This is a genomic window from Rhizobium sp. SG741 (genome assembly GCF_012275435.1).
In the GTDB taxonomy this organism is placed as follows: Bacteria; Pseudomonadota; Alphaproteobacteria; order Rhizobiales; family Rhizobiaceae; genus Rhizobium; species Rhizobium lusitanum.
Map to the genome: position 1 here is coordinate 305,174 of NZ_JAAZQP010000006.1, position 25,982 is coordinate 331,155.

Sequence of the window (25,982 nt, forward strand, 5' to 3'; positions counted from 1 at the left end):
TAATTCTCTAAGCAATTAATTGGAACGTTCCAATTATGTCAAGAGCGTTTTTCCAAATTCAGATCGATAGCCGCCACATCTTTTCTGCCATTTCGCAGGAACCAATTGTTTCAAATAGGTATTTCTGTCTACTTCGCAGCAGCAATCGCCAGCGCTAGTATTTTTCGGCAAATTAGCAGATCCCCAAAATAGCCTCTTGCAATTTGGAACGATCCAAATTAATGGGTCGTTCAATCTTGTGAGGAGGATTGTCATGAGCCTGACTTTGAACCTGCCGAACTCCGATGGCATCATTCGCGGTTATGAACTGGTGGGAACGCCTATCGCACGGCCGGCGGCACCCCCGCGCTTCAATCGCATCGCTTACGCCGCCGCACATGTCGTTTCGGATCCGCGCAAGGAAACCGACCCTTGGGGCCGGCCGGCCATCGACTGGGAGGCAACGATCGCCTTTCGCCGGCATTTGTGGAGCCTCGGCTTCAAGATTGCCGAGGCAATGGATACATCGCAGCGCGGCATGGGACTGGACTGGGCCGGCGCGCAGGAACTGATCAGACGGTCGCTCGATGAGGCAAGGAACGTCGATGGAGCCGATCTCGCCTGCGGCGCCGGAACCGATCATCTCATCGCGTCCGAGACGCGATCGCTTGATGATGTCATCAGAGCATACGAGACACAGGTCGAATATGTGGAGAAGCATGGCGGCCGCGCCATCATGATGGCGAGCCGCGCGCTTGCCCGCGTCGCAGCCTCCACTGACGATTACGCCAAGGTCTATGGTCGCATTCTCTCGCAGGCCAGGGACAAGGTCGTCCTGCACTGGCTCGGCGACATGTTCGATCCGCAACTGGCGGGTTATTGGGGCAGCGCCCAATTCGAGCCGGCGCTCGAATGCGTCTTGAGGATCATCGACGAAAACCAAGATAAGGTCGAAGGCATCAAGATCTCGCTTCTCGACAATGCCAAGGAGGTGCAGCTTCGCACCCGGCTTCCAAACGGTGTCCTGTGCTTCACCGGTGACGATTTCAACTATGCGGAGCTGATCGAAGGAGACGGCGAGCGCTACAGCCACGCTCTTCTCGGCATTTTTGACGCCGTCGCCCCGTCCGCCTCGAAGGCGCTAGCCGCGCTCGCGGCCGGAGACGTAGCGACCTTCAGGTCCGTCATCGAACCCACGGTTCCCCTGTCGCGCAAGATTTTCGAGGCGCCGACACAATATTACAAGGCGGGCGTGGTGTTTCTTGCCTGGCTGAATGGACATCAGAACCATTTCAGCCTCCCCGCCGGCATGCAATCCGCACGCGGCATCAATCACTATGCCGAGATCTTCCGACTGGCAGACAAGGCCAATGTCCTCGACAAGCCGGATTTGGCTGTTCGCCGCATGAAGAACTTCGTGGGAGTCTTCGGTATCGAATAAAGCGTCTTCAGTCGGCTCGAGCCCACTTAGCCGGCATCACCGCATCCGTCGGCCTGAGCCAGACGACAGAGACGCGCTTTCCGGTTTGCTTGGCAAGATACATGTCGTTGTCGGCGCGTTTGACGAAGGAAGCTGACGTATCTCCCGGCCTCAAAAGCGTTACGCCGACGGCCGCCCCGACGTCCGTCAAGGCACCACCGATCGCTATCGGCTTGAAGATGCGCTCGATCGCCTCGAACAGCATGTCGCGCGCCTCGTTCAAAAGGGCAGGATCGATTTCGAACAATACGATGAACTCGTCGCCGCCAATGCGAGCTATAAAATCATGTGTTCGGAAACTGTCACGCAAACGGCTTGCAATGGTGCGGATCACTTCATCGCCGGCATCGTGGCCCATGGTGTCATTGACGATCTTGAAACCATTGAGATCGATGAAGGCAAGCGCAAGCAGCCGCTCATTCGATTCCTGCGCCGCAATCCTTTCCTTCAGCACCTCGTCGAAGCAGGCGCGGTTCGGCAGGCCGGAGAGCGCATCGGTACGTGCGGAGGCGCGAAGCGCGAGTTCGATTTCGGACTGATGGCGGACGCGCGCCGATACGTCGAGGATGATTTCCACGTCGAAAGATATGCCGTCGACCACGGTGCGCTGCGCCGATATCAAGGTCGGAATGATGTTGCCGTCCGCATGGCGGATTTCGACCTCTTCCAGCACATACGCACCATCCTCCTGCAGCAGGCGATGCCGGCGGTCGCGGGCCGGGCTGTCAATGGCTGCGCCCTTCGAGGCGAGCTTCTTGCCGCGAATATCGTCCCATTTGAGCCCGGTCAGCTTGAGATAGGCGTCATTGACCTTTGCATAGCTCGACGTCTTCGCATCACTGGTCGTGATAGCGATCGCTATTGGCGCGAATTCGAACATCCGCATCAGCATTGAGGCCAGCACTTCCGGCGGCAGGATTTCGGTATCGTCCATTTGAACACCGAGAATAGTACCCAAATCGAAAGAAATGTAGACGAAAGTCCTTAAAATCTCGCTGATATCAAAGAAACATATCTAAACGCGTTCCTCGCAGCCATCGACTTCTTGCCACCGAGCGAGAAATTCGCGCCGACATCTGTTGCCTGACCGCAACAAGCGCAAAACGCGAAACTAAAAGCCAACATAAATCTCGGCAAAACGGGGAAATGAATTGAAAGAAAACAATCACTTCTTGGCGCGCGCCCCACGCATCGTGCGCCGGACGACATCCTCACCATCGAGGCCCTGCGCCATCTATGGCCTGAATGCACATCATGCAGCATCCAGCCTCGGGCCATCCAGACCTGAATGATCGCTGACCCACATGGAAGAACGGATCGGCATATGCTCCCGCCGATCCCTTCCTCGGATATGCGACCCTGTGACGATCAAGATGCTGACCGGCGCAGGAGGGGCGCCGCCTTCCATCCCAACCCAGGTGCGATAATCGTCACGAAATCATGGAGGATCTGCCGATATTCTTCGTCGTGAAATTCGTACGGCAGTTCCAGCCGGAACTCGCTGACATAGGGCAGGATCGGATCGGCGTGGAGGCGTTCGAGAATCTCGTCCGACGTCCCGACCAGGTCGCGCGCGAAAAGCGTTCGGCGTTCCCCCTGCGGTGAAAGCGTTCGCTCGTAGCGGCCGGCGGCATAATCGGTATAGCGCTTGCGCGTGATGGCGTCGGCGCTGTCGAACGGAACGATGACGCGACCGAGCGCCACCCGTCTCGTCTCGCCGCCGGAAGCGCGATAGGTCTCCAGCTGCCGCGATTGCGCCACGAAGAAATCGTCGGTCTCTTCGCCCGTCGTTACATTGCCGATCAGAAGATTAAAGCCGTTCTTGCCGGCCCAGGCCGCGGAACGCAACGAGCCGCCACCATACCAGATGCGATCGATCAGTCCCTTCGCATAGGGCTGGAGACGCGGACGCTGCGGACCGAAGGGCGTCTTGATGAGTGTATGCTGATCGCCGATATAGGCCCCGCGCAGATTGTCGGCAAAGCGCAGCACCCTCTGATGGGAAAAATCGTGGCTTTCCCAATCGCCATCAAAGGCGAGCGGACCAATCAGGTCGGCATGCAAGGGGCGACCCGCGCTCAGCCCGATGTTCAATCGTCCGCGCGACAGGACATCCACGGTCGCGAGATCCTCGGCGAGACGATACGGGCTTTCGTAGCCGATCGGAATGACGGCCGTCCCGAGTTCGATATGGCGCGTCCGCTGCGTTGCCGCCGCAAGAAAAGCGCTTGCCGAGGAGATGCCGGGCTCGAGATGCCGCTGGCGCACCCAGGCGCTGTCGAATCCCCTCTGCTCGCCATGCTCGAGAAGCTGCAAGGTCTGCTCCAGGCCAGCTAAAGGATCCTCATCGGGATAGTTGCCCGGTGTGAGAAAGCCGATGTGGCTGATCGATGGGGCTGGATGGCTCATTCGGCTATCTCCTCAATATTTCGGCAGGCCGGGCGGATTGGTTTCCGACTTCGCGAGGGCTTCCTCGGAGAGATGCCAGTGGTCTAGAATCTTGGCATAGGTGCCGTCGTTGATCAGCCCGTTCGTGGCAGTGGTGAGCGCTGCCGCAAGGCCGCTGCCCTTGCGTGTGGTGATCGCGACGTCCGAACGATCCGGCCAGCCCGCGCTCAAGGTGCCCACGCGTTTGATGTTCTTGTCCCGGGCAGCGATGTAGACGAGCTGGGCGTGTGGCTGCACGATGACGTCGGCCCGGTTCGACTGGAGAGCCAGAAGGCTCGCGGCATCGTCGTCGTAATATTGCAATTCGATCGGCTTCAGGCCGGCCTTGACGTCCTCATCGCTCCATTTCAGCAGGATCCGCTCCTGATTGGTGCCTGCGCCGACGATGATCCTGAGGCCGGCAGCATCCTTGGGTTCATTGATCGACGCGACCTTGCTGTCGGTCTTGACGAAAAAGCCGTGCAGACCCTGACGATAGGTGGAGAAATCGAACTTCTCCTTGCGTTGCTCGGTGACGCCGACATTGGAGATGACGGCATCGTATTTGCCCGAGGTCAGACCGAGCGGCCAGTCGATCCAGGCAACGGGTACGAGTTCCAGCTTCAGGCCGAGCGTATCGGCAATGGCGGAGGCGTAGTCAGGATCCGCACCGACGACGGTCTTGGCATCCGTCGCGTAGGTCGCAAGCGGCGGCCCGCCGGGGGCGACAGCCACGGTGAATGTGCCCGGCGTCACAAACTTGAAGCCCCTGGGAATGGCGGCAATCGCCGCATCGTTCTTTGCCGCACGGACACGTCCGGGCTGTTGCGGACTGAGATCGAAGTCGTCGGATGCCTTCACCGGGCCAAAGCCGATCAAGGCAGTGGCCAGCACCGCGGCAAGCATGGTTCTGAAGCTGGGAAGGATCGTCACGAACTCTGTATCTCCATAACAGATGAATGGGGGGCGGACCGGCGCGGGCCCCACCAACGCCGGTCCGCTCGACCAACATTACGAACCGCTTTTCGGCAGGCCCGCAGGGTTGGTCTTGGATTGATCGACCGCCTCGGCGGTCAGGCTCCAGTGCTTCAACACTTCGCCGTATTTGCCGTCCTTGATCCGATCATTGATGGCGAGCGTCAACGCGTCGGCGAGACCAGCGCCCTTCTTCGTCGTGACAGCGATTTCAGCCGTGAGCGGCCAACCGCCCGAGACGGTGCCGACAAGCTTCCTTGTGCCGTTGATGGCGGCCTTGTAGGCCTGCGTCGCGTTCGGATTGAACTCGACATCGGCACGACCCGACTGCAGGGCGAGATCGGCGGCGGCGCGATCGTCGTAATACTGCACGTCGATCGGCTTCAGGCCGGCCACCACGTTCTGCCGGTCCCATTCGAGAATGATCTTCTCCTGGTTGGTGCCGGCTCCGGTGATCACCTTGAGACCCGCGACATCCTTGGGCTCCTTGATTTCGGTGATCTTGCTGTCTGCCTTCACGTAGAACCCGAGCACGTCCCTCCGATAGGTGGAGAAGTCGAATTTCAGCTTGCGCTCCTCGGTAACCGTCACGTTGGAGATCACGGCATCATACTTGCCGGAGGAGACGCCGAGCGGCCAATCCTCCCAGGCAACTGGCACCAGCTCGAGCTGGAGACCGAGGGAATCGGCGAGCAGTTGTGCGATGTCCGGGTCAGCGCCGACAACGGTCTTCGCATCGGTGGCGTAGGTTGCGATTGGTGGATCCCAGGGGTTGATCGCCACCGTGAATTTGCCGGGATTGACGAATTTGAAGCCGGGTGCGATCGCCTTGATTGCCGCTTCATCCTTCTCCGCCCTGACGCGATTTGATGTATCCGGGCTCAGGTTGAATTTTTCGGCCGCACTGGCGACCGCGCCGCTCATCACTACAGCGGTGATGGCCCCGGCAAACACGTACTTTGCTCTATCAAAGAATGCCATGCCTCTTCTCCATTTCATCTTAAAGTTGTTGTTTTTGTCGTTATCATCCGAGTGCCCGTCACGGCCCGGCATTTTTCACCAGCTTGTGTCTGCTAGAGAACCTTGGCGAGGAATTCGCGCGTGCGCGGATGCCTCGCATCGTTGATGATCTGCGTCGGCGATCCCGCCTCGATAATGTGGCCGCCGTCCATGAAGACGACGGTATCGGCAACCTCTCGGGCAAAGCCGATCTCGTGGGTGACGATGACCAATGTCGTCCCGGTGCGGGCGAGCTCCTTGATCACGTCGAGCACTTCGCCGACAAGTTCCGGGTCAAGCGCCGAAGTCGGCTCATCGAACAGCAACACCTTCGGGCGAAGCGCCAGGGCGCGGGCGATGGCCACACGCTGCTGCTGGCCGCCGGAAAGCTGGCGGGGATAAGCATCGATCTTGTCGCTGAGGCCGACCCGTGCCAACAGTTCCCGGGCAAAGGCCACGGCCTCGTCCCGGCTCTGACCGCGCACCTGGATCGGCGCCTCGATGAGGTTTTCCAGAACGGTCAGATGCGGGAAGAGATTGAAGCTCTGAAAGACCATGCCGATATCGGTCCGGCGCTTCAGGATGTCCTTCTCCTTCAGCTCGTAGAGCACCTCGCCCTTCTGGGTATAGCCGACAAGCTCGCCGTCCACCGAGATGAAGCCGCTGTCGACACGCTCCAGATGATTGATGGAGCGCAACAGCGTCGACTTTCCCGAGCCGGATGGGCCGATAATGGCGGTCACGCTGCCCGCCGGCAGGCTGAGCTCGATATTGTCAAGCACTTTCAACGTGCCAAAGCTCTTCGATATGCCGTGAATACGCACCGCCCCGCCCTTGGCGCGAAGACCCGTTACGCTCCGAAAAGCGGCCAGCGTCCCGGTGTCCACCCCGGCGCTCGTGGCAGCGACAGGCAGCGGGCGGCGGAAGCGCTGGAAGAAAGCCTGGAATGGCAATGGGGTCGGATTGCGCAGCGCGCCGCGGGAAAAATAGCGCTCGATATAGTGCTGGACGATCGACAGAACCGTCATGATGACGAGATACCAGACCGTCGCCACCATCAGCAGCGGGATGACCTCCAGATTGCGGCGGTAGATGACCTGCACCGTGTAGAAGAGTTCCGGCAGGGCCAGCACGTAGACCATGGATGTGCTCTTGGCGAGACCGATGATCTCGTTGAAGCCTGTGGGAAGGATAGAGCGCATGGCCTGCGGCAGAACGATGCGGAACGCCTGACGTCGGCGCGGCAGGCCAAGCGCGGCCGCGGCTTCCAGCTGCCCCTGGTCGACCGACAGGATGCCGCCGCGAACGATTTCTGCGAAGAAGGCCGATTGGTTCAGTGTCAGCCCGAGGAAGGCCGCCGCAAACGGCGTCAGGAGTTGCGTCGTTGGATAGTCGAACAACACCTTGTCGGTAAAGGGGATGCCGACGGAGATCGTCTCGTAGAGATAGCCGAGATTGTTGAGCACGAGCAGCAGCACGATCATGGGGATCGAGCGCAACAGCCAGATATAGCCCCAGGAGAGACCGGAAAGCAGCGGCGATTTCGACACGCGGGCCAGAGCCAGGGCCGTGCCGAGGATGGAGCCGGAAACAGCCGCGAGTGCGGTTAGAAGCAACGTCCTGCCGAGGCCCACCAGCACCGGCTCAGCAAAGAACCACTCGGCGAATACCCCCCAGCCCCAGCGGGGATTGGTGAAGGTGGAATAGAGGACGGCGGCAAGAACGAAGGTGGCAAAGATCGTCCCGGCGGTACGTCCGGGATGCCGTGCCGGCACGATACGATAGCGCGCATAATCGGTCTTCGTCTCGTTTGTTCCGGCGGCGGGATCGATACCCGCAAAGTCCGTTGTCAGCGCCATGATGCTTGCCCCTTATGATTATCGTTGCTTCAATCCGCCGTCAGCGTCCAGCGGCGGCCAGCCGCTGCGGTGATCCGGAGGTCTCGACTGAATAGGATGGCGCCAGATGGCTGACGTCCTTCTCGAAAGGCAGGCTCTTGTAGATTTCAGGATCGACCGATGTATCGAAGAGAGCGGTGTAGCCGTTGTTCAGATAGAGGCCGACGGCCTCCGGCTGGCGGAAACCGGTCGTCAGGTAGATGCGCTGATAGCCTTGCCGCGCGGCCTGCTCCTCAAGCTCGACCAGGAGCTTGCGCGCCAACCCCTGACGCCGCAGGTCATGCCGCGTCCAGATGCGCTTGAACTCGGCGGTCCGGTCGTCATAGCGCTTGAACGCCCCGCCGCCGATCGTCTCGCCGTTACGCACGAGAAGCAGGAAATTGCCGTTCGGCGGCGCGAATGCCTCCGGCGGATAGCGGTTCAATTCGGCGGCTGCGCCGTCGGCATTGAAATAGTTGCCGTAACGGCTGTCATATTCGAAAATCAATTCGTCGATCAGCGGCTTGGCGCGCGGGTCCAGCGTGGTCGTATAAAGAAACGTGTCGCTCATGTCGTTCGTCACCTGTTGTCATCCGCGAGGAAAGTTTCGGCGAGCCGCACCCAGTAGCGGGCGGCGGGCGCGATGATGGCGTCATTGAAATTGTATTGGGCGCTGTGCAGCGGGGCGCTGTCGCCATTGCCAACGAAGAGGTAGCTTCCGGGTTTGGCCTCCAGCAGGAACGCAAAATCTTCGCTTGCCGTGCGCGGCCGGAAATCCGCTTCGACGGCGGCCGGGCCAAGCGCCTGCACTGCCACGCCGCGGGCAAAAGCAGTCTCGTCGGCATGGTTGACCAGCGCCGGAAAGCCCAGGCGATAGTTGACCTCCGCCACCGCGCCAAAACTTTCCGCCTGCGCGCGGGCAAGCGCGGGGATACGCTCCTGAAGCGTCACGCGCACCTGTTCGCTGAAGGCGCGCATGGTGAGCTTCAACTCGACGCTTTCCGGAATGACGTTCGATGCGGAGCCGGCATGAATGGAGCCCACAGTCGCAACAGCCATGTCCTGCGGGTCGATGTTACGCGAGACCACGCTCTGCAGAGCCGTGATGAAGGAAGCCGACGCCAGCACGGGGTCGACGGCCCGATGCGGCTCGGCACCATGACCGCCCTTGCCGACGATCTTGATCACAGCCTGGTCGACGGAGGCCATGGCAGGACCGGCAACGAAGCCGAATTGCCCCTCGGGAACACCGGGCCAATTGTGCAGGCCAAAGACGGCCTCGACCGGAAAGCGATCGAAAAGCCCTTCCGACAGCATCTTGCGGGCGCCCGCGCCGATCTCTTCAGCCGGCTGGAAGATCAGCCGAAGCGTGCCGTTGAACTGGCTACTTTCGGCGAGATAGCGCGCGGCAGCGAGCAGGATGGACGTGTGTCCGTCATGGCCGCAGGCATGCATGACACCGGGATTGCTGCTCGCATAGTCAAGCCCGGTCGCCTCATCGATCGGCAGGGCATCCATGTCGGCGCGGATGCCGAGACTGCGCTGCCCATTGCCGCGCTTCAGGGTAGCGACGACACCGGTTCCGGCTATGCCGGTGGCGACCTCATAGCCCCAGTCGGTCAGCAGCGACGCCACCCGCTTGGAGGTGCGGTGCTCCTGAAAGGCCAGTTCGGGGTATTGATGCAGATCGTGCCGCAGCGCGATGATCTCGTCGAGATAAGCGGCAATCCCCTTCTCGACGGGATCATTGAGCGAAGCGGCATTGACGATGGCGTTCATGGGGATCGGTCCGGGCTCAGGCGCCGACGGCCTTTGCAGGTTCGATATGATCGGATTGCGCCACATGACGGCTCTCGCGGAACGGCAGGCCGAGATGGTCGCGCAGCGTCTCGCCCTTCAGCTCCGGATCGAAATAGCCGCGCCTCGTCAGGATCGGCAGGACATGCTTGGCGAAGTCGTCGAAGCCTTCCCCGATGACCGGGAAGCCGAGGATGAAACCGTCGGCACCTTCCTGATCCACCCAGCGGATGATCTCATCGGCAATGTGCTCGGCAGTCCCGATGAAGGCGGTGCGCGGCGTTGCGGCGTCCAGAGCCACTTCGCGGAGCGTGAGCCCTTTCTCCCGCGCCGTCTTCTTGATGCGATCGGTCGTGGCGCGGAAGTTGTTGCGGCCGATATCGCCGAGATCCGGAAATGGCTCGTCCAGCGGATAGGCGCTGAAATCATGGTGGTCGAAGAAGCGACCGAGATAGGCCAGCGCCTCTTCGACTGTAACGAGATTGCGGATTTCCTGATACTTGGCCTCCGCCTCCTCCTGCGTCGCACCGACGATCGGGCCGATGCCGGGAAAAATGCCGACCTCGGCCGCGCTGCGGCCATGGGCGATCGCGCTCTGCTTGACTTGCTTGTAGAAGACCTTGGCATCCTCAAGCGGGCCGCCATTGGTAAAGACGGCATCGGCGTGCTTGCCGGCAAGCCTGATGCCGGAATCGGACGCACCGGCCTGGAAGACCACGGGCTGTCCTTGCCTGGATCGGCCGATATTCAGCGGTCCTTCGATACGGAAGAAGCGTCCCTTGTGATTCAGGCGATGCAGCTTGGTCTTGTCAGCGTAAACGCCCGTTTCGCGGTTGCGCGGGAAGGCATCGTCATCCCAGGAGTCCCACAGGCCCTTGGTGGCATCGAGATATTCGTCTGCGATCTCATAGCGCAGCTCGTGTTCGGGATGCTCTCGGCTGTAGTTGCGGCCGGAGCCTTCGAGCGGGGAGGTCACGGCATTCCAGCCGGCGCGACCGCCGCTGATGAGATCGAGCGAGGCGAATTGGCGGGCAATGGTGAAGGGATCGCTGTAGGACGTCGAGACCGTGCCGACCAGACCGAGCTTCGTCGTAAAGGCGGCAAGCGCCGACAGGATGGTCAGTGGCTCGAACCGATTGAGGAAATGCGGGATCGACTGCTCGTTGATGTAAAGGCCGTCGGCGACGAAGGCGAAGGCGATGCCGGCCTCTTCCGCCTTACGGGCCGTCTTGACGAAAAAGTTGAGATTGGTGCTGGCATCAGCCGGAACGCTCGGATGCTTCCAGGCATTCATGTGGCCGCCTGGGCCTTGCAGCATGATACCGAAGGTGACGTGTTTTTGAGCCATGATTGATCCTCCTGGGACAGGCTGTTCAGGCAACGAGGGAAAGCCGCTCTTTGGCGAGCAGTTCAATTGAGGTGAGCCGTTCCGCCGCCGTCAGCGCCGGCGTATCGAGCACGAACTCCTCGACGCCGTAACGGCGGTGCAGCGCATCGAGTTCGTCACGGATCTGCGCGGCCGTGCCATGCAGCACGCTCGGGACCTTTTCTTCCGTGCGATAGTCCGTGACACCGGCTTGACGAGCGAATTCCGCCGCCTGCTCCAGGCTGCCGACATTGACGCTTTGGCCGTTGGGCAGGAAAAGCTTGACGATGCGAAGTTGGCCGACGCGCTCGCGAGCATGGGCCTCGCTTTCAGCGGCAAAGGCTGCGAGCGCCAGGATCGGAACCTTGCCACCTGTCGCACGCCCATATGCCTCGAAGGTCTTATTCAGATTCTCGGGATCGCCGTTCAGATGGCCGGCGAAAACCAGCTTCCAGCCCTTCTCCGCCGCAAGCTCGGCGCTCTCGACGCTGGCGCCGAGCAGGAAGCGTTCCGGCGAGCGCGGCGGAAACGGTGTCGCCAAAGCGCCATCAGAATGGGGATCGGCAGCGAGATAGCCATTCAGGTCGGAGAGTTGCTCGGCAAAACTCGGCTTCCGTTCCGGATCGATGGCGACCTGCAATGCGCGTGTTGACAGCGGAAAGCCGCCTGGCGCCTTGCCGACACCGAGATCGATGCGGCCGGGCGCGAGCGAGGCCAGGAGATTGAATGCCTCGGCGACCTTGTAGGAACTATAGTGTTGCAGCATGACGCCGCCGGAGCCGATGCGGATCTTCGAGGTTCTGGCTAGAAGATAGGCGATCAGCACTTCCGGTGCCGAACTTGCAAGGCTCGCCATGTTGTGATGCTCGGCGACCCAGAAGCGGTGATAGCCGAGCTCTTCGGCTCTGACGGCCAATCGCGTCGTGGCGCCGAGCGCATCGGTGGCGCTGAGCCCCTGCTCGATCGGGCTCTTGTCGAGAAGGCTGAGGAGATAGGACATGCCGTTCCGTTTCATCCATGTTTGCGCCGAATGACGATCATCGGCGCCATAATCTATAAAAAACATAGATTTTACGGAATTTAAGAAACAGCTTTCTTTTTCTTCATGCGGATGCGGAAAAAATAAGCAGCCGATTAAAGGGGCGGCAAGCGGATTTGCAGAGGTCGACTGGGGCAACATCCATGGGAAGCAAGGCTCCCATCAACCCGCGCTTTTGCCTTCGGAAAGATGCCAACGCTGCAGCGCCGGTCATTTCAGACAAACAATTCCCCTTATAGTCTATAAAAATAGTTTGTTATTTCTATCGATATTCCACCCTTCTTCGCTAGGCTCGGATCATTGAACTCAGGGAGCGCCGGAAAGTATGGTCCGGCCAAAGGGATAAACATGAACCTCAAGAATCTGTTCGCTGCGGCCGTCGTCGGTCTCGCCAGCATTTCAACGGCAACGGCTGCAGCCGCAGCCGACAAGAAAGTCGTCGTCGGCTATCAGACCGATGCTCTGCCTTCTTCCGTCGCCATCGCCAACGGCGATTTCGCCAAGGCGACCGGATACCAGATCGATTTCCGCAGGTTCAATTCCGGCGCGGAAATCTTTGCGGCCATCGCCTCGGGTGATGTTCAGATCGGCTACGTGGGCTCCAGCCCGTTTGCGGCGGCCGCATCGCGAGGCCTCGAGGTCAAGGCCTTCTACCTGTCGTCGATCTCGGGCGTCGATGAAGCGCTTGTGGTGCGCAACGGCTCGGGCATCAATACGCTCGCCGATCTCAAGGGCAAGAAGCTAGCGGCAGCACCGGTTTCCACCGACCATTACCAGCTGCTCGCCCTTATCAAGTCTCTCGGCTTGACGGAAAAGGACGTGCAGGTCTTCGCTATTCCGCAGCCGGAAATCGTCGCAAGCTATAATCGCGGCGATATCGATGGCGGCTTTGTCTGGGACCCGGCGCTGACCGAGCTGAAGAAGAACGGCAAGGTGCTGGTGACCTCCAAGGATGTGGCAGACAAGGGCGCACCCACCTTTTCCGCCTGGGTGGCAACGTCGAAATTTGCCGCAAGCGATCCGCAATTTCTGAAAGCCTTCGCTTCCGTGATCAACAAGTACTACGCCTCCTTCGCAACCGACAAAGCGGCATGGGGACCCGATAGCGACAACACCAAGGCCCTTGCCAAGCTTCTTGGCGGAACGGCGGAACAACAGGCTGCGGCGCTGAAGAACCTCACCTTGCTGACACCAGACGTTCAGGCGTCGGCAGCCTGGCTCGGTGGCGGCGACCAGTCGGGAGCAGCAAAGATCCTGAAGGACACCGCGACCTTCCTGAAGGGCCAGGGCAAGGTCTCCGAAGTTCTGCCGAGCTACAGCGCCTTCGTCACGTCCGACGCGCTTGTCAGCGCCAGCAACTGATCCTCCCCAACGCCGGTGCGGCAGGCGCGCCGGCGTCGAACGTCCGAGAGAAGACATGCTTCAAGTCGATCATGCCAGCGTATTTTTTGCAGCGCGCGACGGCCGAACCGTTCACGCGCTCGATCGCGTATCCTTCAATATTCCGGAGCGCGGTATCGTCGTTGCGCTGGGTGCATCGGGATGCGGCAAGTCCACCTTGCTGAATGCGATCGCGGGTTTCCTGCCGCTTTCAGAAGGAACGATCACGCTCGACGGCAGATCCGTTTCCCGCCCCGGAGCCGATCGCGGCGTCGTCTTCCAGAAGGATTCACTGCTCCCCTGGAAATCCGTGGTCGATAACGTGGCTCTTGGTTTGCAGTTTGCGGGGTTGGGACGACGAGAACGCCGAGATCGCGCCTTCGAGTTGCTGCGGCTCGTTGGATTGACCGACTTCGCCAATGCCTTTCCCTACGAACTTTCGGGCGGCATGCGGCAGCGTGTCGGCATTGCCCGTGCGCTCGCCCCCGATCCCGACATATTGCTGATGGACGAGCCCTTCGGCGCGCTCGACAGCTTGACGCGCGAGCAGATGCAGGAACTGCTGGTCTCGGTTTGGGCCAGAACTGACAAACGTATTTTCTTCATAACCCATTCGATCGAGGAGGCCTTGTTCCTCGGTACCGAGCTGCTGGTCATGTCTCCGCGACCGGGCCGCGTCGTTGCCCGCTTCGAGCTTGATTTCGTGCATCGCTTTGCCGCCAGCGGCGACACGAAGTCGATCCTCGCATCGCCCGAATTTACCAATCTGCGCGAAGAAATTCGCGCTATCCTTCACAATGCGGATGATTTCAGGAGCGCGGCATGAGCGATATCATCGAGGCGCGCCCAATCACGGCTTCTCAGCGGGAGGCGGAACCGAAGCTCGTCCGCATGCCGAGCTTCGGTGTCGCCGACAAGCCGACCATTGCCATCAGCATCGGTGCCGCCATCGCCTGTCTTGGTCTGTGGTGGCTTGTCTCCAGGCTCGGTCTGGTTTCCCATCTCTTCCTGCCACGGCCCGACGAGGTATGGACGCAGATCGGCGTCGTCTATCGTGACGGCTATGCCGGCGCGTCACTATCCGAGCATATTTTCGCAAGCCTGTTTCGCATCGTCGTCGCCGCAGCAATCGCAATTGTGGTCGGCATCCCCGTCGGTCTGCTGATGGGTCTCAATCGTTGGGCAAAAGGCATCCTTGACACGCCGATCGAGTTCTATTGGCCGTTGCCGCCTTTGTCCTACCTGCCGCTGATGATCATTTGGCTCGGCATAGGCGAGACCTCGAAAATCACGCTTCTGGTTCTCGCCATGTTCGCGCCGATCTGCCTCTCGGCCCAGGCCGGCGTCCGGTCGCTTCCGCTCGAGCGCGTCAACGCGGCCCGTTCGCTCGGCGCCAGCCGGTTGCAGCTCTTCATCTCCATCGTCCTGCCCTCAGCCCTGCCGGAAATCCTGACGGGTGTCAGGATCGCCTTCGGCATCGGCTGGGGCACGCTTGTCGCCGCCGAGCTCATCGCCTCGACTCGCGGCATCGGTTTCATGATCATGTCGGCCTCGCAGTTCCTCGCCACCGACGTCGTCTTCGTCGGCATCGGCATCATCGCGATCTGCGCCTTCGCCTTTACGGCTGGCATCCGCATTCTGGAGGCCGTTCTCGTTCCGTGGAAAGGCAAGCTCTAACCGAATGATCTCGGCACGATCAAAGGACTGATCCATGGCGGCTCTCCCCGGGGATCTCCCATCCAATCCATACACACCTGCAGGCCCAGACATGAGCAGCAATAGCGAGTTTCTTTGGTATATTCCCAATGACGTCAAACCCGGCCACCGTGGCGATTCAGCAGTCGAAAACCACAACAGCCTGCAAACGCTGACAGCCCACGCAAAGGCACTGGAAGACCACGGCTGGAAAGGCGCGTTGATCGGCACCGGTTGGGGCCGGCCCGATACGTTTACCGTCGCGACCGCACTTGCCGCAGCCACAACCACCTTTGAACCTCTTATCGCAATCCGTCCTGGTTATTGGCGGCCAGCGCACTTTGCCTCCGCCGCTGCCACGCTCGACCACCTGAGCGGTGGCCGCGTACGAGTCAACATCGTGTCGGGCAAGGACAATCTTTCCGCCTATGGTGACAGCGAGGGCGACCAGGCGCATCGCTACGCCCGCACCAAGGAATTCATGCGGCTGGTTCGCAGGCTCTGGACCGAAGAGAACGTCACCTATGAAGGCGAACATTTTGGTGTCACCGAATCCACAGTGGCACCGCGTATCCAAAGTCGCGGCGATCGTCGACATCCCAAGCTCTATTTCGGTGGCGCCTCGGAGGCAGCCGAGCGGGTTTCCGCCACCGAGGCCGACGTCCAGCTCTTCTGGGGCGAGCCGCTGGACGATGTTCGCGAGCGGATCGAGCGGCTGAAGATATTAAGCAGGCAGTTGGACCGCGACCTCGCTCCGCTGGAATTCGGATTGCGGATCACCACGCTGGTGCGCGACACCACCGAACAGGCTTGGGTCGACGCCGAGGCGAAAGTCGCCGAAATGGCGAAGATCAAGGGGGCCGGCTGGAACGACCATCGGCAGTCGATCGCCGTCGGCCAGCGGCGGCTGCTCGATCTGCATGCGCGCGGCGATGTCCTCGATGACAATCTCTATACGGCGCCTGGCAAATTCGGCGGCGGTGGTGCCGGCACCACCTGGCTGGTCGGTTCGGCCGCCGACGTCGCCCGTTCGCTGCTCAAATATCGGGACCTCGGCATCACCCATTTCGTCCTCTCCGACACACCGTATTTGTCGGAGATCGCTCGGCAAGGCGATCAACTCCTGCCGCTGCTGCGCGGCTGACGCGACGAGACGACATCAATTTTTGGATAGTGCGTTCTGACGGCTGAACTGTCGTCCGACGGACATGGCTTTGACCATTTCGGAGAGTGAATTGCTCAGGGAGGTTGTTCAGCGCGGAACATCTCCCCCGAGCAATGTTCCGATTCCTGTACCGGATAGTCGTTGATCGCATGCCGGTCGGGGTTTCATAACGGATGTGATTTATTTATAGTCGAGGCTAAACATTATCACGTTGCTCTTAATCTTCTGGAGGTGAGCCGCCTTGACGAAACTGCCCGCAACCCCGGAAAGCCGACTTGCATCGACAGAAATCGAGTCGCATGCCGAGGCTTTCCAGAAAAGCCGTGAAGACCGACGTACGGAATTGATGGAGGACTACGTCGAACTGATCGCCGATCTGATAGAGCATGCGGGCGAAGCGCGCCAGACCGATATCGCACAGCGTCTCGGGGTCACGCAGCCGACGGTCGCCAAGATGCTCAAGCGTCTGGCCGAGGAAAATCTGATCACCCAACGCCCTTATCGCGGCGTCTTTCTGACAGAAGAGGGACAACGTCTCGCGGCGGCCACCCGTCGCCGCCATGAGGTCGTCGAGGCCGTGCTATGCCGTCTCGGCGTCGATCCCGATACCGCAAGAAACGATGCTGAAGGCATTGAACATCATGTCAGCGAGAAGACGCTCGAGGCATTCGAACGCTTTCTCAAGACTCAACAGGCCGTAGTGCGGCCGCCGATCGCCTGAGTTTGGCAAGCCATGGGGTTGAATTCCCTTCCCTGCCCGTTCCGGCAGGAATGAGCTGAGATGGGTGTGAAAATAGCTTGCCCGCGATCTGCAGGCTTGACCAATCATCCAGTGTCAACGCAAGCTTTACAAATGGTCGCTAAGCAGAACTTGGTGAATTGCCGGTCTTCGTGCTTGATATACTGATTTTATTGCCGGCGCAGGGAATTACAAATGAACGCCCAGAATTTCAGCGCCACCGTATTCGATCTTGCTCCCGTCGCCATGTGGTTGGAAGACTTCAGCGGCGTCAAGGAACAGTTCGAACTCTGGCGCACGGAGGGCGTGACTGACCTGCGCGCCCATCTGCTCGCCGATATCAGGCGCGTCGAGGCATGCTCGCAAAAGATACGGGTCCTTGCGGTCAACGCCAAGACACTGGAATTGTTCGAGGCGCAGTCTTTCGAGGCACTGGTCGGCGGGCTTTCGAACGTCTTCCGGGACGAAATGCTCGAAAGCCATGTGAACGAACTGCTCGCGCTTTGGGAGGGCAAGAGCGAATTCTCCGGCACGGCCGTCAACTACACGCTGGCAGGCCGCAGACTCGACATCCAGCTTCGCGGCATCATTCTGCCGGGACACGAAACGTCATGGAACAGATTGCTGCTGACGACCGAGGACGTGACCGCACGCGAAGAAGCACGGCGACAGGAAGAACGGCAGCGCCGTTACGCGGAAGGGATGTTCGAACATTCGCCGGTATCCCTGTGGGTCGAGGATTTCAGCCGCATCAAGGTCCTGCTCGACGAAATCCGCGGCCGCGGCATCGTCGATTTCCAGGTATTTCTCGACGTTCACCCGGAATTCGTCCGGCAATGCATGAGCGAGATCAGCGTGCTTGATGTCAATCAGGCGACGCTCGATCTTTTCTGCGCACCGGATCGCCAAACCCTGCACCAGCGGATCGGTGAAGTGTTCCGTGACGACATGGAAAAACACTTTCGCGGTCAATTGGTGGAATTGTGGAACGGGCACCTGTTCCATCAGCGTGAAGTCCTGAATTATGCCCTTGATGGCTCGGAACGCCACGTTCTCCTCCAGTTTTCCGTCTTTCCGGGCTATGAACGCGACTGGTCGCTGGTTCAGGTCGCCCTGACCGACATCACCGCCCGCAAGAAGGCGGAAGCCTATCTCGAATATCTCGGCAAGCACGATGTTCTGACTAAGCTCTACAACCGCGCCTTCTACACGGAGGAGCTTAATAGGCTGGAACGCAAATCGCTTCGGCCGGTGTCGGCCGTCATCATCGACCTGAACGGACTGAAGGAGGCCAACGACGAGAGCGGGCACGATGCTGGCGACTCCCTGCTGCGTCGCATGGGAGAAGTGCTGAGCAGCGTCGTCTCCCTGCCGAACCATGCCGCTCGGATCGGCGGCGACGAATTTGCCGTTCTCATGCCTGGCGCGGACGAAGTCGCGGCTGCCTCGATGGTCGAGACGATCAATGAGCTGTTGAAAATCAACAATCAGTTCTATTCCAGCGCGCCGTTGAGCGTTGCCGTTGGCGTCGCAACGAGTCAGAGCGGAGAGACCATGGAAGCGATGATCAAGCGCGCGGATCTCGGCATGTATGAGGATAAGAAGACCCACCACGCCGCCGCAGCCGTTCGCAGTGCTCATCGCGCAAAGCATGGCGTCTAGCGTAACGGCGTCGATTTCCCCTCCGCAGTGCTGGCCGAGGGCGCCCATCCCGGAGCCGTCGATCGCTCAGGAACAAAAGCCGCCACGCGTCATTTGGCTTTTTGGAAAAGATGGAGCTCTCAAATGGAAGATCAAACGGCCAACGTTGTCGTCGCCGCTCGAACTGCCCTTAACCAGGCCTCGGCACTTGCCGTTCAGTATGGCTTTTCGATCCTGGGCGCGATCGTTCTCTTGATTGGGGGCTGGATTCTCGCCGGAGCCATCAGCCGCTCGGCCTATCGCGTTATCTCGCGTGTCCGTGGCATCGATGAAACGCTGGCGAGCTTCTTCCAGAACCTCCTGCACTACAGCCTGCTTATACTGGTGTTCATCACCGTCCTTGGTCAGTTCGGCGTTCAGACCGCTTCCATTATCGCCACTCTCGGTGCCGCCGGTCTGGCGATCGGCCTGGCGCTTCAGGGCACGCTTCAAAACATTGCCGCGGGTATCATGCTGTTGGTGCTGCGTCCGTTTCGGGTCGGCGAATATATCGAGACGGTTAACGTCAAGGGATTCATCAGGGACATCGGGCTCTTCGCAACGGAGATGAAGACGGCCGACGGTCTCTATCTCATGGCGCCGAACTCCACGCTCTGGAACACACCCATCATCAATCATAGCCGTGAGCCTAATCGCCGCCAGGAATTGTCGCTCGCTTTTGGCAATGAGGTCGACACGGATCTCGCTCGCAAAACCATTTTCGATGTTCTGAAGGCGGACCAACGCATCCAGGCCAAGCCTGCGCCAGTGGTCTATTTCGACGATTTCGCCGCCGATCAAACGGTGATGAAAATCGAATATTGGACCATCACCGCCGTCTGGACGCAAACGCGCCATGACATCATCGCGCATCTCAAATCACGGCTTGCGGCGGCGGATATCCCGATCAAATAGCGAATGCCCGGCGCGCAGGCGGCCTGCCATCAGATCCGCGATTTTTCGGGTCGGTTTTACAACTGAGCCTGCCGCCGGCAGGGAGTTGAACCAGCGGCAGGCTCTAATAGGGCAAATGCGCCCTGAGCAGGATCAAGCGATCTTGCTGTCCCTAAACTGCAGCGCGAGATATTTGTTCCCGTCGCACTCAAAATCCGCAGGTGTCGCCAATTCCACGGCGCACGTCCTTGCCTACCACTTGATGCGGTAGTCGAAACGCACATCGCCAGTTGGCGCCATCGTCAGCGGATTCGTGAAGGAAGCGGAGAAATTGAGGTTCGATGCCAGCGGCTGCTGGAACACAACCGTGCTCGAGAAGACGCTGTCGCCGTCCATCAGATTGCCGCTCGCCGAGATGGACGTCCCCGTCCAGGGAACGGCAATCGCCACCGCCTGCGTCGCGGTGATCGACGTCGGCCCATTCCTTGCGCCCACATAGTTCACGTTCAGAGACCTCGATGTGCGCATGTCCAGATTGTCTGACACAATCCAATTTCGCGAGCGGCCGAGATAGAGCATGCCACTGCCATTGAGCGCATCCACCCGCAAGGCGACTTCACGCCGCGAGACGGTGGCGAAGCGGCTGCGATCGTCGACCGCTCTTCCCCAGAGGGTTGCAAGCTCGCTGCTGCGCAAGATCGTTCCGCCTGCCGTGCCGCCCAAGCCAAGATCGACACCTGCACTCATTTCCCACGCCATCGGCAGTCGAAAGCCCAGCGTCGTCTTGTAGGTCTGAGGTGCGACCTTTACCGGCGACCAGATCATAAGATCACTGGCATTGGCGGCCTGCGACAGCGCCATCACGCTTGCAAGAACGCCAAGAAAGGCGCGCTGTGCAAAAAAACTCATTCATAAACCCATTTATCTCTGCCCCGGCGCAACGACGCTGAGGGCGCACTAAGACAACAGCCGAACGCGCAGCAGATGCCGCATTCCAGCCTCGGATTGATTTTCTCGGTTAAGCGCCCGGAATCAAAGCGCAGCGGAGCCCATAGCTTAGGCGTCCGGTCGAAGGAACGTCGCCACTGCAAACCAGCAGCACCTTCGCTTAAACGATCCCATCCACCACCACGCTTGTAAACCCCTTGGGCTCATGTTTTTCGCTGCGGTGCACATTTGCCGCACATCATGACAATGCCTGGGATCGCCGATGCTCTCCAGGGCGACTGCGATCGAAAGCTGGCTCCGCCGCTCTATTCCGCCCGAAGCCCGGCCCTCTTCAGCAACGGAAGCACCCGATCGCAAAAATAGGGGAGCTCCTGGGTGTAGTTGACGAACGACAAGGCGATGCCTGCATAGCCTTGCTCGGCAATCGCGATCATCTCGTCCGCGATCCGCTCCGGCTTGCCGATGAGAGGATAGCTGCCGGCCCCGCCGGCGAAGCGCTGTCGATAGCGCTCATAGGCCTCGCGATCATGAGATTGCGAAAACTCCTTCTTGCCGGCCATGTGCTGGTCGACGGCGGCATGATCGGCCATGGTGACGGCATAGCGGGTGTAATAGTCCTCTGCCTCAGCCTGTGTCTCACGGCAGACGACATGGCATACCGTATAGACGCCGACCTGCCTGCCGTTCCTTTCCGCGCGCTCGCCGATATCGGCCACATGCCTTCCGGCCTCGGCGATCTCGGTAAAGGTGGTGAAGAGATAGTCGCAATGGCTGGCAGCGAAATCCCGGCCGGGACCGCCGAATGCGGCATTCATCGTCACGGGGCGCGGCGTCTGCAGGCTCGCCGGCCGGCTGACGGCCTCCTTCAAACTGTAGTAGGTTCCGGCATAATCGAGCGGCTCGTCGGAGGCATAGAGCTTTTCGACGATCTCAAGCCATTCCGCCGCCTGATCGTAGCCCTTCTCGACCAGCGGCACGCCGAACATGCCGAACTCCTTCGGGTTCCAACCGCAGACGATATTGAGCCCTGCCCGCCCCTGGCTGATGTGATCGACCGTCGCAAGCGACTTTGCCGCATAAAGCGGGTGGACGAGCGGTACATGCACCGTCATGAACAGGCCGATCCGCTCGGTCGCGGCCGAAAGGGCTGCTGCCCAGGTGAAGGTTTCGAAAGACCATTCCCGCACCCGGTTCTTGCCGCCGAAGCCACGCCAGCGGGCGATCGGCAGGAAGAACTCGAGGCCGGCCCGGTCGGCGATCTGTGCGGCGGTCAGATTGTCCTGCCAGCCAGCCGTCCAACGCTCCGGTACGTCGGTAATCGCCAGGCCGCCGTCGGCGTTCGCCGAAAACACGCCAAGCTTCAGCCGGTTCGGTCCCTTCAGCGGATGCGTCTTCATGCTGGCCTCTCCTCCGACCTCATCTTGCAGCGCCCCGGCAACCGGCAACGATGCGACAAGCAAAGGTGTGACGCGCGCCGAAAAGAATTTCAAGCCTAAAATTTATTGCATGGCCGCCACACAAGACTATGTCGCATTGGCCGCTGCTCGTGACGGAGGCGTCACCTGGCTCAGCAGCCAATCCTGAAAAAGCATCGCGATCTCGTTGGTCTGCCTCTTTTCCGGCATGACGATATAATAGCTGTTCTCGGTCGGCATCGGCAGATCGAACAAAGGTAAAAGCACGCCCGTCTTCAATTCCTCTTCGATCAGATAGGTGGGCAGGAGCGCAACACCGAGCCCGGAAATGGCTGCGGCGATGATCATCGAAAACTGATCGAACCGGGCGCCGGGATAGGCATGCTCCGTCGGCAATCTCTGCAGATCGAACCACTGCGCCCAGAGCTTGGGACGTGTTGTCAGATGCAGCAGCGGCGCATGTGACAGATCCTCCGGACCGCCGAGATTCAATCGTCCGGCAAGCTGCCGGCCAGCGACCGGCAGGACGGTCTCGTTGCAAAGAAATGTCGCAACAGCGCCGGCCCAGGCCGGCAGGCCGTAGTGAATAGCGAGGTCGAAATTATCCTCGTCGAAACTGAAGGGCTTGGAGCGCGACTCCACCGTGATCGCGACATCGCGATGCTCCTCGAGAAAATGGCCGAGGCGTGGCACCAGCCATCGCGTGCCGAAGGTCGGCAAGGTCGCAACCTTCAGCGACAATTTCATCTGGCCTGCCGCGACGGCGCCGATCATCAGACGCTCCGAGCGAAGGAGCAGGTCCTTTACCTCAGGCAGCAGACGAAGCCCGGCTTCCGAAAGCACGACACGCTGCCTCACCCGTTCGAAGAGCTTCAACCCGGTTTGCTGCTCGAGATCGCTGATCTGCCGGCTGACGGCGCTTTGGGTTAGATTCAGTTCTTCGGCGGCACGCGAAAAATTCTGGTGCCGCGCCGCACATTCGAACGCCTGCAGATTGACGATATCGGGGACGAGGCGTCGGCGCATGATCATTCCATTTCAGCATCAAGTTAGAATTTTCTCTCACAACACCGAGCGCCAGACAAGAGTTATCCTGCGAGATAGGAATGATATAGCCTTTCAGGAAGACATCGCCCATGAAGTCTGATCACGTCTCGACCAGCGATATACGCAGCGCCTTTTCGGCCGCCATGTCCGCCATGTATCGCGACGAAGTTCCCGCCTATGGCACGCTCATGGAGCTGGTGGGCCGCGTCAACGACGAAACGCTGGCTGCCCAGCCCAAATTGAAGGAACGCCTGCAGGCGACCGACTATCTCGACCGCATCTCCGAGGAAAGACACGGCGCAATTAGGCTCGGGACGGCAGCGGAACTCGCAATGATGGCGCGCGTATTCGCCGTCATGGGCATGTATCCCGTCGGCTACTATGATCTTTCCACGGCAGGCGTGCCCGTGCATTCAACGGCATTCCGGCCAATTGGCGATGCCGAACTGAAGCGCAACCCTTTCCGCGTCTTCACATCGTTGCTGCGGCTCGACCTCATCGCCGATGAAGACCTGCGCGCGGCGGCGGCCAAAATTCTCTCGAAGCGCCGAATCTTCACCGAAGACGCCATCGCTCTCACCGAAAAGGCCGAACGCGGCGGCGGCTTGACCATGGCCGATGCCAGCCGTTTCGTGGACGAAGTGCTGGAGACCTTCCGCTGGCACGACGAAGCCAATGTCGATGCTGCCATGTACGAGCGCCTTCATGACGCACATCGCCTGATCGCCGACGTTGTGTCGTTCAAGGGCCCGCATATCAACCATCTGACGCCGCGCACGCTGGATATAGACCAAGTGCAGGTGCTGATGCCCGATTACGGCATCGCGCCGAAGGCCATCGTCGAAGGCCCGCCGACGCGCGCCTGCCCGATCCTGCTGCGCCAGACCTCGTTCAAGGCGCTCGAAGAGCCGGTATCCTTCCGCAATGCCGACGGCGTCCGGGAAAGCGGCTCGCACACCGCCCGCTTCGGCGAGATCGAGCAGCGTGGTATCGCGCTGACACCCAAGGGTCGCGCGCGCTATGATCGCCTGCTTGATCAGTCACGCAAGATCGTGCGGCCCGCAGCCGACGGATCGAACGCACGCGACTACGAGGCCGCGCTCGCGCAGAGCTTTGCCGAATTCCCCGACGATTGGGCAGCGATCCGTGGCGAAGAACTTGGCTACTTCGCCTATTCGCTGACGGCCAAGGGGAAGACCGCAGCCGCAAGGGGCGATCTCTCCCTCGAAACCCTGATCGAAGAAGGGTACATCCAGTTCGACCCGATCGTCTACGAAGACTTCCTGCCCGTCAGTGCCGCCGGCATCTTCCAATCCAACCTCGGCGACAGCGCGCAGCAGGAATTCGTTGCCAGCCCGAACCAGAAGCGGTTCGAAGCCGATCTTGGAATGAAGGTCTTGAACGAATTCGACCATTATGCCGGCATCGAGCAGGCATCGATCGACGCCTGCCTGCGGGCGCTATCCCAACGAGACGCGGCCGAGTGAGATCGCGCGACCTTTACGGTCGCGCCGCAGGCCCGGATCAGAGACAAGTGGAGTTATGAGATGAACATCGCAGCAAAGAACCTTTCCGTCGCGGCCGAGACCGCCGCCATCCTAGAAAAGCTCGGCGTCGACAAGGCGCTCTATACTCAGGGTGACATGCCCTCCTACTCGCCGGTGACTGGCGAAAAGATTGCCGACGTTAAGACCGTTTCGGCAGACGAGGCCGCCCAGCGGATCGAGAAGGCGCACGCCGCGTTCCGTGAATGGCGGCTGGTGCCGGCACCCAAGCGCGGCGAACTCGTCCGCCTGCTCGGCGAAGAACTGCGTGCCGCCAAGGACGACCTCGGCCGCCTGGTCTCGATCGAGGCCGGCAAGATCCGTTCCGAGGGTCTCGGCGAAGTGCAGGAAATGATCGACATCTGCGACTTCGCCGTCGGTCTTTCCCGCCAGCTTTATGGCCTGACGATCGCCACCGAGCGCCCGGGCCATCGCATGATGGAAACCTGGCATCCGCTCGGCGTCGTCGGCATCATCTCGGCTTTCAATTTCCCGGTTGCGGTCTGGTCTTGGAATGCGGCTCTGGCGCTGATCTGCGGCGACGCCGTCATCTGGAAGCCCTCGGAAAAGACACCTCTGACGGCGCTGGCCTCGCAGGCAATCCTCGACCGCGCCCTCGCCCGTTTCGGCGATGCGCCGGAAGGCCTGTCCCAGCTTCTGATCGGCGACCGCGCGATCGGCGAAGTTCTGGTCGATCATCCGAAGGTGCCGCTGGTCTCAGCGACCGGCTCGACCCGCATGGGCCGCGATGTCGGGCCGCGGCTTGCCAAGCGCTTCGCCCGCGCCATCCTCGAACTCGGCGGCAACAATGCCGGCATCGTCTGCCCGTCGGCCGATCTCGACATGGCGCTGCGCGCCATCGCCTTTGGCGCCATGGGCACCGCCGGCCAGCGCTGCACGACGCTGCGCCGACTTTTCGTGCATACGAGCGTCTACGACCAACTCGTACCGCGCCTGAAAAAGGCCTATCAGAGCGTTTCGGTCGGCGATCCCCTGCATTCCTCGGCCTTGGTCGGGCCTCTTGTCGACAAGGCAGCATTCGACGCCATGCAGAAGGCGATTGCAGAAGCAAAGTCGCATGGCGGCACTATCACCGGCGGCGAGCGCGTCGATGTCGGCCATGCCGATGGCTATTATGCCAAACCGGCGCTTGTGGAGATGCCGAAGCAGGCCGGCCCGGTCTTCGAGGAAACCTTCGCTCCCATTCTTTACGTCATGCCCTATGACGATTTCGATGCTGCTATAGACGAACACAATGCCGTCTCGGCCGGCCTGTCGTCGTCGATCTTCACCCGCGACATGCAGGAATCCGAGCGCTTCCTTGCGGCTGATGGATCCGATTGCGGCATCGCCAACGTCAATATCGGCACGTCTGGCGCCGAAATCGGCGGCGCGTTCGGCGGCGAGAAGGAGACCGGCGGCGGCCGCGAATCCGGATCGGATGCCTGGAGAGCCTACATGCGCCGGGCGACCAATACCGTCAACTACTCCAAGGCCCTGCCGCTGGCACAGGGCGTTTCCTTCGACATCGAGTAA

22 protein-coding genes are annotated in these 25,982 nt (G+C 60.4%); 10 read left to right on the top strand and 12 right to left on the bottom strand.

Features of this window, described 5'->3' with window-relative positions; genetic code table 11:
* Window positions 1–253: 253 nt before the first annotated feature.
* Window positions 254–1,420: a dihydrodipicolinate synthase family protein gene (locus tag FHT29_RS17835; protein ID WP_168599946.1), complete on the top strand. Its 1,167-nt coding sequence runs from the start codon at window positions 254–256 to the stop codon at window positions 1,418–1,420.
* Between the two features lie 7 nt (window positions 1,421–1,427).
* On the opposite strand, the gene FHT29_RS17840 is transcribed toward FHT29_RS17835, so the two are convergent.
* The 9 genes from FHT29_RS17840 to FHT29_RS17880 all read right to left on the bottom strand — a co-directional run bounded on the left by FHT29_RS17840 (window position 1,428) and on the right by FHT29_RS17880 (window position 11,900).
* Complete coding sequence (locus FHT29_RS17840; RefSeq protein ID WP_246703049.1) at window positions 1,428–2,393, bottom strand: sensor domain-containing diguanylate cyclase; 966 nt, start codon at window positions 2,391–2,393, stop codon at window positions 1,428–1,430.
* A 434-nt stretch (window positions 2,394–2,827) separates the two neighbouring features.
* A complete protein-coding gene (locus FHT29_RS17845) occupies window positions 2,828–3,868 on the bottom strand; it encodes an LLM class flavin-dependent oxidoreductase (RefSeq protein WP_047559160.1) in 1,041 nt (346 codons plus the stop codon).
* Window positions 3,869–3,880: 12 nt separating this feature from the next.
* Window positions 3,881–4,819, bottom strand: a complete 939-nt coding sequence (locus FHT29_RS17850; protein ID WP_131512146.1) for an ABC transporter substrate-binding protein — start codon at window positions 4,817–4,819, stop codon at window positions 3,881–3,883.
* A 78-nt stretch (window positions 4,820–4,897) separates the two neighbouring features.
* Window positions 4,898–5,842 (bottom strand): ABC transporter substrate-binding protein, encoded by a 945-nt coding sequence (locus FHT29_RS17855; protein WP_047559154.1) that lies wholly within the window; start codon window positions 5,840–5,842, stop codon window positions 4,898–4,900.
* A gap of 92 nt (window positions 5,843–5,934) precedes the next feature.
* Window positions 5,935–7,719: an amino acid ABC transporter permease/ATP-binding protein gene (locus tag FHT29_RS34955; protein ID WP_168599947.1), complete on the bottom strand. Its 1,785-nt coding sequence runs from the start codon at window positions 7,717–7,719 to the stop codon at window positions 5,935–5,937.
* Between the two features lie 40 nt (window positions 7,720–7,759).
* Window positions 7,760–8,320 (bottom strand): GNAT family N-acetyltransferase, encoded by a 561-nt coding sequence (locus tag FHT29_RS17865; RefSeq protein WP_168599948.1) that lies wholly within the window; start codon window positions 8,318–8,320, stop codon window positions 7,760–7,762.
* A complete protein-coding gene (locus FHT29_RS17870) occupies window positions 8,317–9,516 on the bottom strand; it encodes a M20 aminoacylase family protein (RefSeq protein WP_168599949.1) in 1,200 nt (399 codons plus the stop codon). Before FHT29_RS17870 ends, FHT29_RS17865 begins: the two co-directional genes overlap by 4 nt.
* Window positions 9,517–9,532: 16 nt before the next feature.
* Window positions 9,533–10,882, bottom strand: coding sequence for an LLM class flavin-dependent oxidoreductase (locus FHT29_RS17875; protein WP_112442266.1), 1,350 nt, complete (start codon window positions 10,880–10,882; stop codon window positions 9,533–9,535).
* A 25-nt stretch (window positions 10,883–10,907) separates the two neighbouring features.
* Window positions 10,908–11,900, bottom strand: a complete 993-nt coding sequence (locus FHT29_RS17880) for an LLM class flavin-dependent oxidoreductase (RefSeq protein WP_037197753.1) — start codon at window positions 11,898–11,900, stop codon at window positions 10,908–10,910.
* Between the two features lie 387 nt (window positions 11,901–12,287).
* Here FHT29_RS17880 and tauA point away from each other — a divergent pair, with 387 nt between their 5' ends.
* From tauA to FHT29_RS17915, 7 genes are all read left to right on the top strand, one after another.
* Window positions 12,288–13,301, top strand: coding sequence for a taurine ABC transporter substrate-binding protein (gene tauA / locus FHT29_RS17885; protein WP_168599950.1), 1,014 nt, complete (start codon window positions 12,288–12,290; stop codon window positions 13,299–13,301).
* A gap of 55 nt (window positions 13,302–13,356) precedes the next feature.
* On the top strand, window positions 13,357–14,145 hold the full coding sequence (locus FHT29_RS17890; protein ID WP_168599951.1) for an ABC transporter ATP-binding protein: 789 nt from the start codon (window positions 13,357–13,359) through the stop codon (window positions 14,143–14,145).
* Window positions 14,142–14,996: an ABC transporter permease subunit gene (locus FHT29_RS17895; RefSeq protein ID WP_168599952.1), complete on the top strand. Its 855-nt coding sequence runs from the start codon at window positions 14,142–14,144 to the stop codon at window positions 14,994–14,996. Before FHT29_RS17890 ends, FHT29_RS17895 begins: the two co-directional genes overlap by 4 nt.
* Before the next feature lie 91 nt (window positions 14,997–15,087).
* Entirely contained in the window at window positions 15,088–16,158 is a 1,071-nt protein-coding gene (locus FHT29_RS17900; RefSeq protein ID WP_168599953.1) for an LLM class flavin-dependent oxidoreductase, read from the top strand.
* A 262-nt stretch (window positions 16,159–16,420) separates the two neighbouring features.
* The gene (gene mntR / locus FHT29_RS17905; RefSeq protein ID WP_037197698.1) at window positions 16,421–16,900 is read left to right on the top strand and encodes a manganese-binding transcriptional regulator MntR; all 480 of its coding nucleotides are present in this window, start codon (window positions 16,421–16,423) and stop codon (window positions 16,898–16,900) included.
* 213 nt (window positions 16,901–17,113) lie between these two features.
* Window positions 17,114–18,580, top strand: a complete 1,467-nt coding sequence (locus tag FHT29_RS17910; RefSeq protein WP_047639931.1) for a sensor domain-containing diguanylate cyclase — start codon at window positions 17,114–17,116, stop codon at window positions 18,578–18,580.
* A 123-nt stretch (window positions 18,581–18,703) separates the two neighbouring features.
* Window positions 18,704–19,513: a mechanosensitive ion channel domain-containing protein gene (locus FHT29_RS17915; protein WP_168599954.1), complete on the top strand. Its 810-nt coding sequence runs from the start codon at window positions 18,704–18,706 to the stop codon at window positions 19,511–19,513.
* A gap of 231 nt (window positions 19,514–19,744) precedes the next feature.
* Here FHT29_RS17915 and FHT29_RS17920 read toward each other — a convergent pair whose 3' ends face one another.
* The 3 genes from FHT29_RS17920 to FHT29_RS17930 all read right to left on the bottom strand — a co-directional run bounded on the left by FHT29_RS17920 (window position 19,745) and on the right by FHT29_RS17930 (window position 22,887).
* Window positions 19,745–20,401 (bottom strand): hypothetical protein, encoded by a 657-nt coding sequence (locus tag FHT29_RS17920; protein ID WP_037197696.1) that lies wholly within the window; start codon window positions 20,399–20,401, stop codon window positions 19,745–19,747.
* A 344-nt stretch (window positions 20,402–20,745) separates the two neighbouring features.
* Window positions 20,746–21,837, bottom strand: a complete 1,092-nt coding sequence (locus FHT29_RS17925; protein WP_037197695.1) for an LLM class flavin-dependent oxidoreductase — start codon at window positions 21,835–21,837, stop codon at window positions 20,746–20,748.
* A 126-nt stretch (window positions 21,838–21,963) separates the two neighbouring features.
* Window positions 21,964–22,887 (bottom strand): LysR family transcriptional regulator, encoded by a 924-nt coding sequence (locus tag FHT29_RS17930; RefSeq protein ID WP_168598579.1) that lies wholly within the window; start codon window positions 22,885–22,887, stop codon window positions 21,964–21,966.
* Window positions 22,888–22,991: 104 nt separating this feature from the next.
* Here FHT29_RS17930 and FHT29_RS17935 point away from each other — a divergent pair, with 104 nt between their 5' ends.
* On the top strand, window positions 22,992–24,389 hold the full coding sequence (locus tag FHT29_RS17935; RefSeq protein ID WP_047559123.1) for a VOC family protein: 1,398 nt from the start codon (window positions 22,992–22,994) through the stop codon (window positions 24,387–24,389).
* 60 nt (window positions 24,390–24,449) lie between these two features.
* On the top strand, window positions 24,450–25,982 hold the full coding sequence (locus tag FHT29_RS17940; protein ID WP_047559121.1) for an aldehyde dehydrogenase family protein: 1,533 nt from the start codon (window positions 24,450–24,452) through the stop codon (window positions 25,980–25,982).

Coding starts and splice junctions, on each gene's coding strand:
- FHT29_RS17835 (WP_168599946.1), top strand. CDS start 254: ATGAGCCTGACTTTGAACCTGCCGAACTCCGATGGCATCATTCGCGGT.
- FHT29_RS17840 (WP_246703049.1), bottom strand. CDS start 2,393: ATGGACGATACCGAAATCCTGCCGCCGGAAGTGCTGGCCTCAATGCTG.
- FHT29_RS17845 (WP_047559160.1), bottom strand. CDS start 3,868: ATGAGCCATCCAGCCCCATCGATCAGCCACATCGGCTTTCTCACACCG.
- FHT29_RS17855 (WP_047559154.1), bottom strand. CDS start 5,842: ATGGCATTCTTTGATAGAGCAAAGTACGTGTTTGCCGGGGCCATCACC.
- FHT29_RS34955 (WP_168599947.1), bottom strand. CDS start 7,719: ATGGCGCTGACAACGGACTTTGCGGGTATCGATCCCGCCGCCGGAACA.
- FHT29_RS17870 (WP_168599949.1), bottom strand. CDS start 9,516: ATGAACGCCATCGTCAATGCCGCTTCGCTCAATGATCCCGTCGAGAAG.
- FHT29_RS17875 (WP_112442266.1), bottom strand. CDS start 10,882: ATGGCTCAAAAACACGTCACCTTCGGTATCATGCTGCAAGGCCCAGGC.
- FHT29_RS17880 (WP_037197753.1), bottom strand. CDS start 11,900: ATGTCCTATCTCCTCAGCCTTCTCGACAAGAGCCCGATCGAGCAGGGG.
- tauA (WP_168599950.1), top strand. CDS start 12,288: ATGAACCTCAAGAATCTGTTCGCTGCGGCCGTCGTCGGTCTCGCCAGC.
- FHT29_RS17890 (WP_168599951.1), top strand. CDS start 13,357: ATGCTTCAAGTCGATCATGCCAGCGTATTTTTTGCAGCGCGCGACGGC.
- FHT29_RS17895 (WP_168599952.1), top strand. CDS start 14,142: ATGAGCGATATCATCGAGGCGCGCCCAATCACGGCTTCTCAGCGGGAG.
- FHT29_RS17900 (WP_168599953.1), top strand. CDS start 15,088: ATGAGCAGCAATAGCGAGTTTCTTTGGTATATTCCCAATGACGTCAAA.
- FHT29_RS17910 (WP_047639931.1), top strand. CDS start 17,114: ATGAACGCCCAGAATTTCAGCGCCACCGTATTCGATCTTGCTCCCGTC.
- FHT29_RS17915 (WP_168599954.1), top strand. CDS start 18,704: ATGGAAGATCAAACGGCCAACGTTGTCGTCGCCGCTCGAACTGCCCTT.
- FHT29_RS17920 (WP_037197696.1), bottom strand. CDS start 20,401: ATGAGTTTTTTTGCACAGCGCGCCTTTCTTGGCGTTCTTGCAAGCGTG.
- FHT29_RS17925 (WP_037197695.1), bottom strand. CDS start 21,837: ATGAAGACGCATCCGCTGAAGGGACCGAACCGGCTGAAGCTTGGCGTG.
- FHT29_RS17930 (WP_168598579.1), bottom strand. CDS start 22,887: ATGATCATGCGCCGACGCCTCGTCCCCGATATCGTCAATCTGCAGGCG.
- FHT29_RS17935 (WP_047559123.1), top strand. CDS start 22,992: ATGAAGTCTGATCACGTCTCGACCAGCGATATACGCAGCGCCTTTTCG.
- FHT29_RS17940 (WP_047559121.1), top strand. CDS start 24,450: ATGAACATCGCAGCAAAGAACCTTTCCGTCGCGGCCGAGACCGCCGCC.